Source organism: Flavobacterium sp. FG19 (genome assembly GCF_057809475.1).
The window spans coordinates 19,746-34,967 of the sequence record NZ_JBMDKA010000044.1 but is presented as its reverse complement, the minus strand read 5'-3'; the positions used below and the strand labels follow the sequence as shown (position 1 = coordinate 34,967).

Annotated in this window: 13 protein-coding genes; 10 read left to right on the top strand and 3 right to left on the bottom strand. The window is 36.3% G+C overall.

Annotated features, from left to right (window positions below):
* Nucleotides 1-292: 292 nt before the first annotated feature.
* Nucleotides 293-982, bottom strand: a complete 690-nt coding sequence (locus ACODST_RS26390; RefSeq protein ID WP_488935086.1) for a LytR/AlgR family response regulator transcription factor — start codon at nucleotides 980-982, stop codon at nucleotides 293-295.
* Nucleotides 979-2,004, bottom strand: coding sequence for a sensor histidine kinase (locus ACODST_RS26385; RefSeq protein ID WP_488935085.1), 1,026 nt, complete (start codon nucleotides 2,002-2,004; stop codon nucleotides 979-981). The genes ACODST_RS26390 and ACODST_RS26385 overlap by 4 nt, the downstream gene beginning before the upstream one ends.
* Nucleotides 2,005-2,140: 136 nt before the next feature.
* On the opposite strand from ACODST_RS26385, the gene ACODST_RS26380 reads away from it, so the two are divergent.
* The 10 genes from ACODST_RS26380 to nagA all read left to right on the top strand — a co-directional run bounded on the left by ACODST_RS26380 (nucleotide 2,141) and on the right by nagA (nucleotide 14,652).
* Nucleotides 2,141-4,525 carry a TonB-dependent receptor domain-containing protein gene (locus ACODST_RS26380; protein ID WP_488935084.1) on the top strand — a complete coding sequence of 795 codons (2,385 nt, stop codon included), beginning with the start codon at nucleotides 2,141-2,143 and terminating at the stop codon, nucleotides 4,523-4,525.
* Between the two features lie 142 nt (nucleotides 4,526-4,667).
* Entirely contained in the window at nucleotides 4,668-5,015 is a 348-nt protein-coding gene (locus ACODST_RS26375) for a hypothetical protein (protein ID WP_488935083.1), read from the top strand.
* 417 nt (nucleotides 5,016-5,432) lie between these two features.
* Nucleotides 5,433-6,386, top strand: coding sequence for a DUF4625 domain-containing protein (locus ACODST_RS26370; protein WP_488935082.1), 954 nt, complete (start codon nucleotides 5,433-5,435; stop codon nucleotides 6,384-6,386).
* A 37-nt stretch (nucleotides 6,387-6,423) separates the two neighbouring features.
* Nucleotides 6,424-6,897, top strand: coding sequence for a DUF4625 domain-containing protein (locus tag ACODST_RS26365; RefSeq protein ID WP_488935081.1), 474 nt, complete (start codon nucleotides 6,424-6,426; stop codon nucleotides 6,895-6,897).
* A 10-nt stretch (nucleotides 6,898-6,907) separates the two neighbouring features.
* Entirely contained in the window at nucleotides 6,908-9,097 is a 2,190-nt protein-coding gene (locus tag ACODST_RS26360) for a TonB-dependent receptor (protein WP_488935080.1), read from the top strand.
* Nucleotides 9,098-9,125: 28 nt separating this feature from the next.
* The gene (locus tag ACODST_RS26355) at nucleotides 9,126-10,028 is read left to right on the top strand and encodes a DUF4625 domain-containing protein (protein ID WP_488935079.1); all 903 of its coding nucleotides are present in this window, start codon (nucleotides 9,126-9,128) and stop codon (nucleotides 10,026-10,028) included.
* Nucleotides 10,029-10,063: 35 nt separating this feature from the next.
* Nucleotides 10,064-11,278 carry a hypothetical protein gene (locus ACODST_RS26350; protein ID WP_488935078.1) on the top strand — a complete coding sequence of 405 codons (1,215 nt, stop codon included), beginning with the start codon at nucleotides 10,064-10,066 and terminating at the stop codon, nucleotides 11,276-11,278.
* A gap of 143 nt (nucleotides 11,279-11,421) precedes the next feature.
* Complete coding sequence (locus ACODST_RS26345; RefSeq protein WP_488935077.1) at nucleotides 11,422-12,009, top strand: TetR/AcrR family transcriptional regulator; 588 nt, start codon at nucleotides 11,422-11,424, stop codon at nucleotides 12,007-12,009.
* A gap of 262 nt (nucleotides 12,010-12,271) precedes the next feature.
* The gene (locus ACODST_RS26340; protein WP_488935076.1) at nucleotides 12,272-13,078 is read left to right on the top strand and encodes an SDR family NAD(P)-dependent oxidoreductase; all 807 of its coding nucleotides are present in this window, start codon (nucleotides 12,272-12,274) and stop codon (nucleotides 13,076-13,078) included.
* A 446-nt stretch (nucleotides 13,079-13,524) separates the two neighbouring features.
* Nucleotides 13,525-14,652 carry an N-acetylglucosamine-6-phosphate deacetylase gene (nagA, locus tag ACODST_RS26335; protein WP_488935075.1) on the top strand — a complete coding sequence of 376 codons (1,128 nt, stop codon included), beginning with the start codon at nucleotides 13,525-13,527 and terminating at the stop codon, nucleotides 14,650-14,652.
* Nucleotides 14,653-14,888: 236 nt separating this feature from the next.
* Here the strand turns inward: nagA and ACODST_RS26330 are convergent, their stop codons facing one another.
* On the bottom strand, nucleotides 14,889-15,218 hold the full coding sequence (locus ACODST_RS26330; RefSeq protein WP_488935074.1) for a DUF4870 domain-containing protein: 330 nt from the start codon (nucleotides 15,216-15,218) through the stop codon (nucleotides 14,889-14,891).
* Nucleotides 15,219-15,222: the final 4 nt, after the last annotated feature.

Below are 15,222 nucleotides of genomic sequence, written 5' to 3'. Positions count from 1 at the left end.
AAATTTAATTATAAATTCGTCTAAACTTTTGGGTGCAGTCTACTCTGACTTTGCGTATTTTTTTCGTCATATTGAATACAAAAACGTCTCAAAAGTCTCCTGACTTTTTTCGTTCAGGTCTTAATAGGATTTTTATTTCAGAACGTTTTGTTTAAAGTCAGAGACTTTATGGGGCGAACGTTTTTAATTACATTTGTTTGAAAGGCGCAAAGCCGGTCCCGGAAACTTTCGGCATTTCGCAGCCTGATTATACTTTTTTTATTGGGAAGACTTTGCGGAGCTGTTTTTTTTCCTACCCCAGCCACTCCCCCACCAGTTTCCTATAAGTTTCTCCTATGGGCAGAAAATCGCCGTTTGTCATTTTTATCTGGTTGCCTTCGATGACTTTTATTTTGTTTTTGGGGATGATATACGAACGATGAATACGCACAAACTGGTTTACCGGAAGCTTTTCGAGTATGTCTTTCATATTTTCGAGTACCATAATTTTTTCGTCCCGGGTATGAATCCGGATATAGTCTTTTAATCCTTCGATATAAAGAATCTGATCTGTGCTGATTTTATGATGCTTCCGGTCTGCTTTTACAAACAAAAAATCGTCTGTTTCCTGATTCTGAAAAGTTTCCTGCCAGCGGATAAACTTCTCCACACTCTGATAAAACCGGTTAAAAACAATGGGTTTCAACAAATAATCGATAACATTAAACTGAAAAACATCAAGCGCATAATCCGGATAAGCAGAAGTAATAATAAAATTGTGTTTCTGATTAAACAGCTGCATAAATTCCAAACCCGTGAGCTGCGGCATCTGAATATCTGTAAAAATCAAATCGACCATTTGGGTATTTAGTATTTCGATAGCTTTAAATACGTCTGAATCGGCATATAAAACGTTAAGTCTTGGTATTTTTGAAGCATAATCCGCAATCAGTTTTACTGCAAAAGGTTCATCATCCAGTATAATACAGTTTATTTTCTTCATTTTAAATCTATTTCAAGTTGGGCAGTAAAAGTATTATTATGATTCGTTAAAATAATCTGATGTTTTTCGGGATAATGAATTTCTAATCGTTTCTTAAGGTTCTCCAGCCCTATTCCTCCCAGTTTATCTTTCTTTTGCAGACCAATTTCATTTTGGACTTTAAAACTAAGTCTCTCATTTTTCACTTTCAGATCAATTGTAACCGGAGTATCATCTGACGCTTTTCCATGTTTTAAGGCATTCTCAACCAATGGTGATAATATATACGGCGGAATTTCCTGTGCTGTACTTTCAATTTCAATAGCAACAGCAGTACTCATCATTTCCTGATGCCGTAACTGCTCCAGTTCGATATACGCTTTTATATAGTCTATTTCTTCTGTTAATTTAATTTTCTCCTTTTGCGCTTCATAAGTTGTAAAACGCATAATCAGACTCAGTTTTTCAATAGCCGTCAGTGATTTATCCGATTGAAAATAAACCATCGAATAAATATTATTAAGTGTATTAAAGATAAAATGCGGATTAATCTGGGCTTTAAGAAACTTAATCTCCGTGTTCTTATTCTCTTCCAGAATCATCTGATTGTATTCTAAAAGGCGGATAAAATAAATGACAAACCACAGTAATGAACTCAAAATAATTACCATACTGCTGTACCGCAGATTATCCAGCAGATAATTAAAAAACTCCGGATTGGTATAATTTATTCTGCCAAATAAAAATTGGGTTGCAACCTGTTCGGTCAGCCATCTCAAAAAAGTAAAAAACAAATAGGAAACCAGCACACCGGCCAAAAACCTTTTCCACTGAAAGGTTTTAAAAACCTGTTTCATCACGATAAAATAATGAAAGTAAAAAGTACAGATAAAAACAATCATATACGTTACATAGAACAAATCAGGGACAAAAAACCGAATCTGCATCGGACTTTTCACGAAAGTAAAATAGGCCGTCAAAAACCAGTATAAAATATGGATCAGTACTTCTGTTCTTTTGGATAACGTTGCTTTTTGCATCATTTACATTTTTTTCAAAGATATACATTCAGAAAAAAGCTCAAAACAGGGTTTGTAGATTTATCAGCGGGGTTTGTCGATAAAACTGGTTTTCCCACTTTTTTCCATACAGTTTTGCAGGGTAATTAATTTAAAACCCATGAAAAAAATAATCCTGTTACTACTTATCCTTTTACAGCAGACCCCTGTTTTAAGCCAGCAATATTCCCTGAAAGGAAAAATAACCAGTCCAGACAAAAAGCCACTAGAATTTGTCAACGTGTCACTACTAAAAGACAAAACCGTCTTACAAACGTATACAGATTCTTTAGGCAATTTTGAAATAAAAGCCCAAGAAGAACAATATCGTTTCGTAATAGAACTATTTGGAAACGAATATTTAAAACAGGAAATAGATCTGAATCGCAATATTGATATGGGAACAATTGAAATCAAAGAATCTGTTGAACTGCAAGGCGTAACCGTAAATACCCGAAAAAAACTGCTGGAGCAGAAAGCAGACCGCCTTATATTTAATGTTGCAAACTCCGTAACTGCGACCGGAGGGACAGCCTTAGATGCCCTTAAAGCAACACCTACGGTAAGAGTTCAAAATGAAGTTATTTCTATTGTGGGCAAAGGAGAAGTTCTGGTTATGATCGATGACCAGCTTCAAAAAATGCCTCAGGAAGATCTGGCTATTTTTCTTAAATCAATTCCGTCAGATCAAATTAAAAGTATTGAAGTCATTACCACTCCCCCCGCAAAATACAGCGCAGAAGGCAACAGCGGAATGATTAATATCAAATTAAAAAGTGCAAAACCTAATTCATGGAATGCCAGTTTAGGAACTTCTTATATTCAAAAAACCTACGCCGGCGGTTCCCTTAACGGGTTATTTTTATACAATCACCAGAATCTTTCTTTTCAGGCTTCTGTCAATAAAGGAAAAGAAAAACTGCTGACTACATCAGAAAGCAAAATCTTTTATCCGGATGAAACCTGGAAACAGGAAATAAAGAACAAATCTGAAAATGATTTATGGAGCATCGGGACGGGAATCGATTATAAAATAAAGCCATACTGGACAGCCGGAATCCAGTATCTGGGCAGTTTTAACGATAAAACTTCGGTAAATAATCCTTTTACAACAAGATACAAAACGCAAACCGAAAGTGTTAATTCCTATATCGCAGCACATGCCAATGCCGGGAATAAACCGGAAATGAATTCCGTTAACCTTCACAACAGTTTTGCACTGGACAGTTTAGGCAAAAAGATTACCCTTGATTTCGATTATTTTAATTATCAGAAAAATGATTCCCGTTTCTTCTCTGGAAATGAACTAAATCCAGATAAAAGCAGTATTCCGGGAACTTACTTTTCATCGGCTAATTTTAACGACAACAGTATCCATAATTATGCTGCTGGTATTGACGCTGCCCTTCCTTATAAATGGGCCGATATTAGTTTTGGAGGAAAGTTTTTTCATACCAATACCACCAATCATTTAACGGTTTTTGATCATGAAACCGGAGTTCCGGTCTTTAATACCAATCAATCCAATATTTTTAATTATAAAGAATACAACGAAGCTCTCTATTTCTCGGGAAACAAAAAAATAAATCAAAAATGGGAAACCCAGTTTGGTCTTCGATTTGAAGCTACACAAACCAAAGGGTATTCTGAAAACCTAAACCAGACCAATACAAACCATTACATAAAATTGTTTCCAACTGCTTATATTACCTATGTACCTAATGATAAAAATTCATTCTCTCTAAATTACAGCCGAAGAATCCGCAGACCGGACTTTGAGTACCTGAATCCGTTTATCGTACGAACCAGTCCCTATTACTATTCAGAAGGAAACCCTTATTTAAAACCTTCGCTGATAGATAATTTTGAGTTTTCTTTTATCCGAAATCAGAAATGGGTCAATACTGTTTATTTTTCTCAGGTTTCCAATTTTGGACAAGAACTGGCTATTGTTGATCCTCAAACAAACAGTACTAAAAGTACTCCTTTAAATTATGCCAATACCTACCAGATTGGAATTTCGGCTTATTACAATTTTAATACGTTTTCGTGGTGGAACAGTTATACGGGATACAATCTGAACTATCAGAATGTAAAATCAAAAACAGATTTCATCCGTTCAGTTGATGGATACAATGGTTACATCTACAGTAACAACGATTTCACCCTAAACCCTTCCAAAACATTTTTTATAGGATTAAATTATGGGTTACAGCTGCCGGGACGTTATCAGATTTTTAATATTTCAACCCTGAATATCCTGGACATTTCAGTTAAATTACTCACCGTAAACAAAAAACTCTCTTTTGCCATTACCGCCGAAGATGTGTTAAATGCTCAAAAACCAATAATTGCTTACAATTCTAATGGTATTAAAACCAGCCTTAAAAATTATAACGATACGAGAGGTTTCAGGATCTCGTTGAACTACAAATTTGGAGGTGAAAACCTAAAACCAAAAGAGCAGAACTTTGGTAATGATGATGACCGGAACAGGACCCGATAGTATAAAAATCCAAAATCCCATTTTATTCAAAATGGGATTTTGTCATTAAACTAAAAAACTTTTTATTGCAACAATGTTGTATTTAAAAATAAGAATCTTATATTTGCAATACTGTTGCATTATTAAATGCAAAATCATCTGAATGAAAAAGAAACTCCAATTTAGTACTTTTCTGCTGCCGTTAATAGTATTGTTTGCCATACTATTTCCTGTTATACATTCTTATGAACATATCCACAATCATACTACTGCATCAAAAAGCAGCCATCATTACCATAATAGCAAAAGCGATTTAAAACTACATAAACCAACAGGCGAAGAATGTGCCATCTGTCATTTCAAATTCAGCCCTGTAACACCTTTCTATTTTGAACCTTTTACGTTTTATAAAAATGTTACTGTAAATTCCTTTACCGTATTTTATTCTAAAACGTATTCTAATTTCTTTAAAGGTTCTCTTTTTGCCCTTCGTGCACCTCCTAAATTTTAAAATCAGGAATAAATCGTTTCTAAGAAAACGTGTCTTGTACTTACGTCATTTTTTCAATGACTTCTATTTTCTTTTGTTTGTTTTAGTACAGCTGAATTCAATACTATTTTGAATTCCTGGAAATCAACAGACTAACAAGAACCTGTTTGTATTATCACCCATTAAGAAAGCAGCAATTGTAAATTTCAATTTCATATCTGAAGTCTTCGGGCTGCACGGACGTATTTTAATTTCGTCCCACTGTTTCCTGACAGCTTGTGTTTTCTTTACAGCCGAATACGCAGTACAACTATTCCTGATAAATTTTTCGTGATTTAACCCGGACAGCAAAGTATTTTCTTTCAGGAGATACCTGGTCTGGTGTGTCTAAATACCTCTCAAAAACATTTACTTTTTTGTAATTCAATTAAATATACTATGATAAAAATCAAATTCAGGAAAACAAACGCAGCCCGAATTATTGCTGCCGCACTTTTAAGCGTACTTACATTAACAGCCTGCAGCAGCGATGACGATAAAACCCAGGCGGAGTTATCGAAACCTGCTATCGACAAAATCGAACTAGGATTAGGAAATAATGAAATTGGCGTAATAGGCGAAGATTTTCATTTTAATGCAGAAGTTACCGCAAGTGATAAAATAGACAATATACAGATTAAAATAGAACAGATAGCTGAAGAAAGTTATTCAAAAGTATGGTCACACGAAATAAACTGGACTCAGTATGCCGGAGCAAAAAATACGATTGTACATAAACATTTTGATATCCCGGCTGAAGCTCCCGAAGGCAGATATCATTTTGTAATTATCGTGAATGACCAAAACGGTACCCGGCTTGAAGTAAAGAAAAACATTACGATTTACGCCGCCGGAAATCTGCCCGTAAATCCTGTTGTTACCATTTTTAATGTTTTTAAAAATGATAGTTTCTTTTTTCGAAAAGGAAAATATTATCAGGAAGGAGACAGCTTTAGTACAGAAGATAAATTCCAGTCGCAGGTTACCTTATCCGGAGTAAAAGGCAATGGAAAATTATACCTGCTTTTAATCCCTAAAAATGCAAAACATACACCGGAAAGTATCGATCAGATTGATTTTAGCAAAGTAATCGTGTACGATTCAGCAGAACACAAAGACATGGCTGAAGTGGGCACTTTTTCTAATACCATTGTCGACGAAAATTACAATGTTATAAAAAATATGCCTTTACTCCTTATAGGTTCCCGTACAGATAACAATCAGCCCGTACCTCAGGATATAACGGGCACAAGAGCCTGGACATCGGGTGACTATATCTATCTGGCGGTTTATAAAAATACGACCTACAACATCAACTGGTCACAGTCTATAGACATTTCGGTAAAACTATAAACTGTCGAAAATCAAATTTTAATTAAAACCCGCACAAATGAAAACAAAAATCCGCATCGCGCTGCTCTTTATTTCCGTAACATTCTTTGCCGGCTGCAGCAGCGACAATACAGCTATTGATACTGAATATCCGGTAATCGATATTTCGGCATCCAATGCATTTCCGGTGCAATGCAGTCAGATTCGTAAAGGACAAAAAATCACGTTCCGCGCTGCATTCCGCGACAATGCCGCTTTAGGATCTTACAGTCTGGATATTCATCACAATTTTGATCATCATACGCACAGTACCGAAGTAACCAACTGCGAAACAGATCCGGTAAAAAAAGCCATAAGACCATTGTTATACATTAATTCAGTTACCCTGCCTGAAGGATTAAAAAACTACGAGGCGGTACAGGAAATTACAATTCCTGAAGATATTGATTCAGGCGATTATCATTTTATGATCCGGCTGACAGATAAAGAAGGCTGGCAGACTATTAAAGGTTTAAGTATTAAAATATTATAAGCTGTTTTTCATGACTGAAAATAAAACTGCCCTGCTGCTGACTTTACTTCTGTATCTTTTTTCCTTTTCAAAAGTTTATTCTCAAAATACAAATCCGGAAATCAAAGAACTAGATGAAGTTGTGGTTACCGATCAGTACGGAAATCGTGTCAAAAAGGAATCATCCTTATCTGTTGAAACTGTAAACAGCCATTATATTCAGCGAAATCTTGGCGGAAGCCTCATGCAGTCTTTACAGAGAATTCCCGGGGTTAAAACTATTTCGATTGGTTCGGGAGGTTCAAAACCTTTAATCCGCGGATTGGGTTTTAATCAGGTAATTGTAATCGAAAACGGTATCAAACATGAAGGCCAGCAATGGGGAGCCGATCATGGTCTGGAAATCGATCAGTACGCCGTAAATCGTATAGAAATTATAAAAGGTCCTGCATCGTTTCTGTATGGTTCTGATGCTATTGGCGGCGCTGTAAACATAAAACCGCTGCCGCTGCCTCAAAAAAACACACTGGGAGGTACCGTCGATTTTACGGCCAAAAGCAATAATGGGCAGGTAGGCAGTTCCCTGAATTTATTTGGCCGAAATGAAAACTGGTTCTTCGATACCCGCATTACATCAATGGACTATGGCGATTACAGAGTTCCCGCCGATACGGTCCATGTTTATAATTACGCTGTGCCTTTATACAAAAATCATTTGCGTAATACAGCGGGACGCGAACTGGATTTACATGCCAGTACAGGATTTGCAGGCGAAAAATTCAAATCGGTCTTTAATTTCAGTTCTGTTTACAGCAAAAGCGGTTTTTTTGCCAATGCCCATGGCCTGGAACCCCGTAATGTAGATCTTGAATTTCACGACAAATCCAGCCGGGATATTGCGATGCCTTATCAGCAGGTCACCCACACTAAAATCAGTAATACAACTTCGTTTGAATTAAGCAGACATCAGCTGCAGGCACAATTGGGTTTTCAGAAAAACTTTCGCCGCGAATGGAGCCATTATGTGAACCATGGTTATATGCCTCCTGTATATCCGGACAATATGTATGCTCCGCACAATCTGGAAAGACAGTATGATAAAAATGTTTTTTCGGCAGCCCTTAAAGACGAATTTTCAACAGGAAAACATCAATTTATTTTAGGAATAAACGGCGAAAAACAGCAAAATGAAATCAATGGCTGGAGTTTTCTGATTCCGGCTTTTAACCAGGTGAGTACCGGGTTATTTGCTTATGACAAAATAAAGCTTACTGATTTATGGACACTTCACGGAGCAGTCCGTTTTGATTATGCCCATATACAAATGAAATCCTATACAGACTGGTTTGAAAGCGAGGTAAGTCAAAATGGGCAGACCAGTCAGGAATATTTAAAACGATCCGAAAATTTGACACGCATTTTTAGCCGCTTTACCTGGTCTGCCGGAGTAAATTACAGTCCGGGAAAAGTTATTTTTAAAGCAAATACAGGAACAAGTTACAGAATGCCGATTGCCAAAGAACTTGCTTCCAACGGTGTCAATTATCACTACTTCCGGTTTGAAAAAGGAAACCCGAATTTAGATGCGGAACGTTCTTATCAATTAGACCTTGGAGTTGACTGGCAGGAAAACAAATGGTCCCTGCAGCTGAGTCCATTTTTAAATTATTTCCCCAATTTCATTTATTTAAATCCAACCTCACAACATGACATTTATTATGGTGCCGGAAATCAGGTTTTCGAATACCAGCAGAGCGAGGTGATACGGTATGGCGGTGAACTCCAGTTTAAGTATCAGCTTTTAAAAAATTTAGAGGGAGAGGTTTTAGCCGAATATCTGTATTCAGAACAGCTGTCAGGCAGTAAAAAAGGATATACGCTTCCCTTCTCTCCTCCCGCCTCTGTTTTGTTTAGCATAAATTATAATCCTGAAATTAAAAATTTAAAAGAAACTTATTTTTCACTCGATTATCGCTATACAACACAGCAGGACCGTATTGTTCCGCCGGAAAAGAAAACCGAAAGCAGTCATGTTTTTAATCTCGCATTAGGAACAAAACTACAAACTGGAAAACAGAATTTTAATGTCTCGCTTCAGGTTCAGAATTTATTTAATACACGATATCTGAATCATACGAGCTTTTATCGACTTATAGAACTTCCGGAAATGGGCCGAAACATTGTTCTTTCTGTAAAAATTCCCTTTTTAATTCATCCCTGAAAACAACAAATTTTAATATCTCAAAACCATGAAAAAAGCACCATCATTTTTTTTATTTCTATTGACAGCTTCAGTCTTTACTGCCTGCAGCAGTGATGAAGATAACGAAGCTTTAAAACCAACTGCCCAAAATATTGAAATTGGAACGGCAGATAATAAACAGGCTTTAATTGGACGTGATTTTCATTTTAATGCTGATGTCACAGCCGGAAATAAAATTGCCAGTGTACAATTGAAAATACTTCCTAAAACCGGCGAAGCCTATTCAAAAGAATGGAAGCTTGAATTAACATGGCCGGAATATACCGGAACAAAAAACACGAATGTTCATAAACATTTTACCATTCCTGCAGATGCCGTTGAAGGTAAATTTGATTTCTTATTTATCGTAACAGACGAAAACGGGACTTCACTTGAAATTAAAGAAACCATAACCCTTACTGATCCAGCCAATATGTCGGTTGATCCCGTTATTGGGCGGGATATGCTTTCGCGAAATGACGATCTGATTTACTATATGGAAACCTGGGTTGAACCACAGTTAATCTTCAAAAAAAATGATAAACTGACCGCTCATGCCCAAATCAGCCAGATTATGGGCAATGGCATATTGTATTCTGTTTTGATAAAAAAAAGTCTTAATTATTACCCTGAAAGCACTGACAATCTTGATCTTAAAAAAGTAATCCTTATTTCGAAAGTAGAACATAAAGATCTTGGACCGGCATCAAAAATTACAACACTTCAAAAAATAAATGATGTATACGGCGGTGAAAGTATTATTCTGGGTGCCGAAAAAGACAATGAAGGAAATGCTGTAACTGCTGAAAAAGCATGGGAATCTGGTCAGTACAACTGGGTGGTGCTGTACAAAAATACTTCTTACAACACGAGCGTCTATAAATCGATGCCAGTCACTATAAATTTTTAAAATCACGTAAATATTAACCCTAAATACATTTAACAATGACTAAAACTTATTTCAAACTGATTTTCTTATTTGCTTTATCGCTTTTTGCCGTTTCCTGCAGCAGCGATGACGACACTACTCCGGAAACTCCGGATGAAGCATTAACGGAATTCAAATATCTGAGAATTTTACTTTCGGATGAAAAAACAACACAGCTTACACTGGTAAATCCGGTTGATGCCACATCTTCTTTCTTTAATGCAAAATTTGCTAAATCTTCGCTTTATACAACTGAATCAGGAAGATATGCCGGAATTGTGCACAGAGCCGATAATACGGTGGAAACTTTTGACAGCGGATTTGAAAGCCATGGTGATCACATTGATGTTGACGGACTGCCGCAATTTGGTGCTTTAACCGGGCAATCTCTTTTACCTACGCATTTTAAAAGTAAAATTGGCGAAATACTCACCTTTAATGATGGCGACGGTACTTTGTCTGTCGCAAAAGAATCTGAGGTAAATACAGCGGGTGCTAAATTCAGAACGATCAATGCCGGCCTTCTGGCACATCATGGTGCTATGGCCGCTTTTGGAAACGGAACCTATGCTATTACGGTAAAAGATAATTCGGTTACAGGAACACTGCCTGAAAAAGTAAAAATTATTGACAATACGGGTAAAACTTTATTTGAACCGACCCTTGCTACAAAAGGAATTCACGGAAATGCTTCTGACGGAACGTATGCGGTTTTTGGATCGGCAAGCGGCGTTTTGGTTGTAGAAAATAACGGAAAGCAAAAACTAATTGCTTTTCCTGAAGATTTTGGAACAGCCTGGTTTGGAACTATTTTAGAAACAGATTACAACGGAAAATTTGTTGGTTTTACTGCTGCAAAAGGTGCTTATTTAATTGATGTGGTAAATGATACTATAAAACCCATCATCCAAAACACTACGATCATGCAGTGTAAAGTAAGTTACAACCATAAAAAGTTAGGTGTTTTACTTCATTCCGGTGAATTTAAATTGTTTAACCTAAACAGCCTTCAGGTTGAAAAAGAAGGAAAAATTATCAGTGAAACTGCAGCCGATACAGCTTTAAAACCGCAAATGCAGTTAAGTGAAAACTTTGCTTATGTTACTTCACCTGCAACCGGCGAATTGCTTCAGGTGAGTTTAGAAAAAACAGCTATTGTAAATAGAATTAAAGTTTCCACAACTCCTTATATGATTACAATTCTGGGGTTTGAAAATAGCGAAAGCCACTAAACGAAAGACTTAACCGACTTGAAAAGCATGCTTTAGGGCATGCTTTTTCGATTTTAATAACATGCCTTCAATAAAAAAAACACAAAAACAGTTGCAAAAATGACCAATCGGTCATATATTTGCCTCGTAAATGAAATCCTGTTATGGCAAAAGGCGAAGAAACCAGACAATTTATTATAGAAAAAGCAGCTCCTATTTTTAATACCAAAGGGATTGCAGCTACTTCTATGAGCGATATAATGGAAGCCACCAAACTGTCAAAAGGCAGTATGTATGTTCATTTTGAAAATAAAGAAGTACTGGCCTGTGCTGCCGTTGATCATAATATGAAACTGCTGAGTACAAAACTTCAAACGGCTTTAAGCAGATGCAAAACGGCAAAAGAACAATTATTTGCCTATATAGATTTTTTCAGTAATCCTACACACCCGCCTGTTATTGGAGGCTGCCCTTTATTAAATTTTGGAACAGAAGCTGACGACACCAATCCAATTGTAAAAGAAAAAGTAAACAACGCTATTAAACAGGGCCAGCAATTATTATCCGGCATTATTGAAAAAGGAATTGCGGATCAGGAATTCAAAGCAGACTGGAATCCAGCTGATTTTGCTGCTGTTTTGTTTGCTATGCTCGAAGGTGCTCATTTAATGTCGAGAGTTTCCGGTAACAATGATAAAATGAAGATTATTGTCAAAACACTCAAAAATGTAATCGACCAAAACTGTAAATAATTTTTTTTATTAAAAAAATGACCGATCAGTCATATTTTAAATAACAAATGACAATGACAAAAATCAATAGCAATGGTAAAAATCAATAGCAATGACAAAAATCAATAGCAATGATAAAAATCAATAGCAATGGCAAAAGTCAATAACAATAACAAATAATAACGACTATAGAAGGGACTGCAATTCTAAAAATAAATAACATATAGTAAAACAAAGGAGTAAGTCCTAAATCATTCATACTAATTATTAAAAAACAAATACAATGTCAAAAACAATTTTAATTACAGGAGCCTCAAAAGGTTTTGGAAAAGCCTGGGCAGATGCCTTTTTAGCAAAAGGATATAAAGTAGCCGCAACAGCACGCAATGTGGAAGCATTACAGGATTTAAAAGAAAAATACGGAGATGGTGTCTTAACACTAAAACTCGATGTAGACAATCGTCAGGAATCCCTCGAAGTGGTTCAGAAAGTACAGCAGCATTTTGGGACTATCGATATCCTGATCAATAATGCGGGATATGCCTTAACCGGTGCTGTTGAAGAAGCAAATGAGCAGGAAGCCAGAGCGCAGTTTGAAACAAACTTTTTTGGAACTTTATGGCTTACACAAGCGGTACTGCCTATTATGAGAGATCAAAAAAGCGGTCATATTATTCAGGTATCCTCTATTTTAGGATTAGCAGCATTACCCACAATGGGATTGTACAATGCGTCTAAATTTGCTATCGAAGGTTTAAGTGAAACTCTGGCAGCTGAAGTAAAACCATTCGGTATTCATGTTACTTTAGTCGAGCCAAACGGTTATGCCTCTAATATCTGGCATACCGGAATCAATACACAGAGTATTCCTGCTTACGATGCGTTAAAAAAAGCATTTGCAGAGGCTGAAACTTCTTTTGGAAAAGTAGAAGCTACTGCACCAGCTCTTGTAAAATTAGTTGAAACCGAAAATCCTCCTTTACGTTTGTTATTGGGGAAAGTAGCCCTTCCTTTTGTAAAACAAAGCTATGAACAGAAATTAAAAGAGTGGGAAGAATGGAATACTGTTTCTGTTGAAGCCCACGGATAAATTAAAACCTTACCCTGTTTTTTGAAAAGCCCGATCCTGAAAATTCAGGATCGGGCTTTTTAGGTTTAGTTATCAAAAATATATTTTACAGCGAATGTTCGTTTTAGGAAATTAAACTTTTACTCTTTAAACTAGCAAAAGCAAGCCTTAAAAAATTATTTTCAGTATAGAGGCTCAAAAAATGAAATGTACATTAAAAAAACACAGTATTTGATTCCTTTTACAACGTATATTTGGTAAAAAACATTCGTTAAAAGAAGCAAAGTCAGTGACATTTGCATAACGTATATAAAAATAACTTTTATTGAGAAGTAAAGTATTTATTATCACCAAAATGCAAACCGAGTTTCTTTTTATTTTTAACATTTTTTAAATATTCCCGGCTGGTCAATCACAGCCGGACATTTGTATCTTTAGGCCTCATTATTCAGATAAAAGCAACAGAAATGAAACAGGCTATTGTAAACGCCATCATACATACAGGTGAAGAGATAATAAATAACGGAGTTATCCTGATTGAAAACGGAACCATACTTTCTGTACAAAATGAAATCCCGGATGGTATTTCAACTCTTGATTTAAAAGGAAAACATATCGCCCCCGGTTTTATTGACATTCAGATTAACGGCGGCGAAAAATACTATTTCAGTCAGGCACCCAACGAGGAAACCATTCAGGATATTTACGATTCCAGTTTAAAGTATGCAACAACACAGGTACTGCCCTGCTTAATTTCATCCTCTAATGAAACTATTCTGCAAGGTATCGAAGCTGTAAAACACTATAGACAGAAACATCAGAATGGTGTCATTGGAATGCATCTGGAAGGCCCGTTTTTAAATCCTCTTAAAAGAGGAGCCCATACTTTAGACCGTGTTCGAAAACCAACTAATACAGAGCTTGAAGAAATTATAAAATACGGTAAAAACGTTATTAAAGTAATGACCATTGCCCCGGAATGTTTTACAGAAGACCAGCTGGATATGCTGCTCGAAAGCGGTATTGTCCTTTCGGCCGGGCATTCCGCCATGGGATATAAAGAAGCTCAGTATTATTTTTCAAAAGGAATTCATCTGGTTACCCACCTCTATAATGCCATGACACAATTTGGCCACCGTGAACCCGGACTGGTAGGAGCTGTTTTTGCAAACGAAAATGTATTTGCTCCCATAGTGCTTGATGGTGCTCACTGCGATTACGCCGCCGCGAAGATTGCTTACAGACTCAAACAGGAAAAATTATTTTTAATAAGTGATGCTGCTTTTCTGGGACGTAAAGTAGATCATTTTAAATGGGAAAACTTTGATGCCCATTTAGAAAACGGTTTTTACAGAAATAACGAAGGCAATCTGGCCGGAGCCGCTATTTCTATGATCGAAGCCGTACAAAATGCTTATACCCAGTTAAACATTCCGGCAGATGAAGTTCTAAAAATGGCTTCTTCAAGACCAGCGGCTGCTATTGGTATGGAAAACAAACTCGGAAAAATTAAAACCGGATTTCCCGCTTCTTTTGTAAAATGCAATGCCGATTTATCTGAAATAGAAACCCTGGATCTGTCTAAAAGCCTGTAAAACAAAAAAGACAGTACTAAAACTGTCTTTTTCAAATTATAAAATCAAATTCAAAATGAATACAGCAGGTATGCTGTTAAAAAAACAAACTTCTGTTACATAGTCAAAAACTACAAGTTAAAAAATGAAACAGATTTAGGTTTACTGTTATCCCTGCCCGTAAAATATGGGAAAGATGCCGGGGATAACAGGACTATCCAAAAAATTAAAACGCTGCTAAAGGGTAAAAGAAATTCTTAGTTTATAAAACTAAATTTATCTTCAAACAAGGATCCGATTACCGGAATTGGTTTTTTCTGTTCGTTGGCCGCATTGATGATTCCGAAAATCCATAAAATGAAAATTACGTAACCAATATAACTCAGGAAATAAAGAGAAGGCACTGTCATCACGGCAACAGAAAGAGCAATATTGACCACTAGGGAAAACAGAAAAATTCCGAAGCCCTGTTTAAGATGATACGTGACAAGATCACTTTTTGGTTTTAGGTCTTTACTTTGTACAAAAGCTACGATCCAGCCAATAATGGTTACGTAACTCAGGATTGATAAGGTTTTATTATTCATGGTT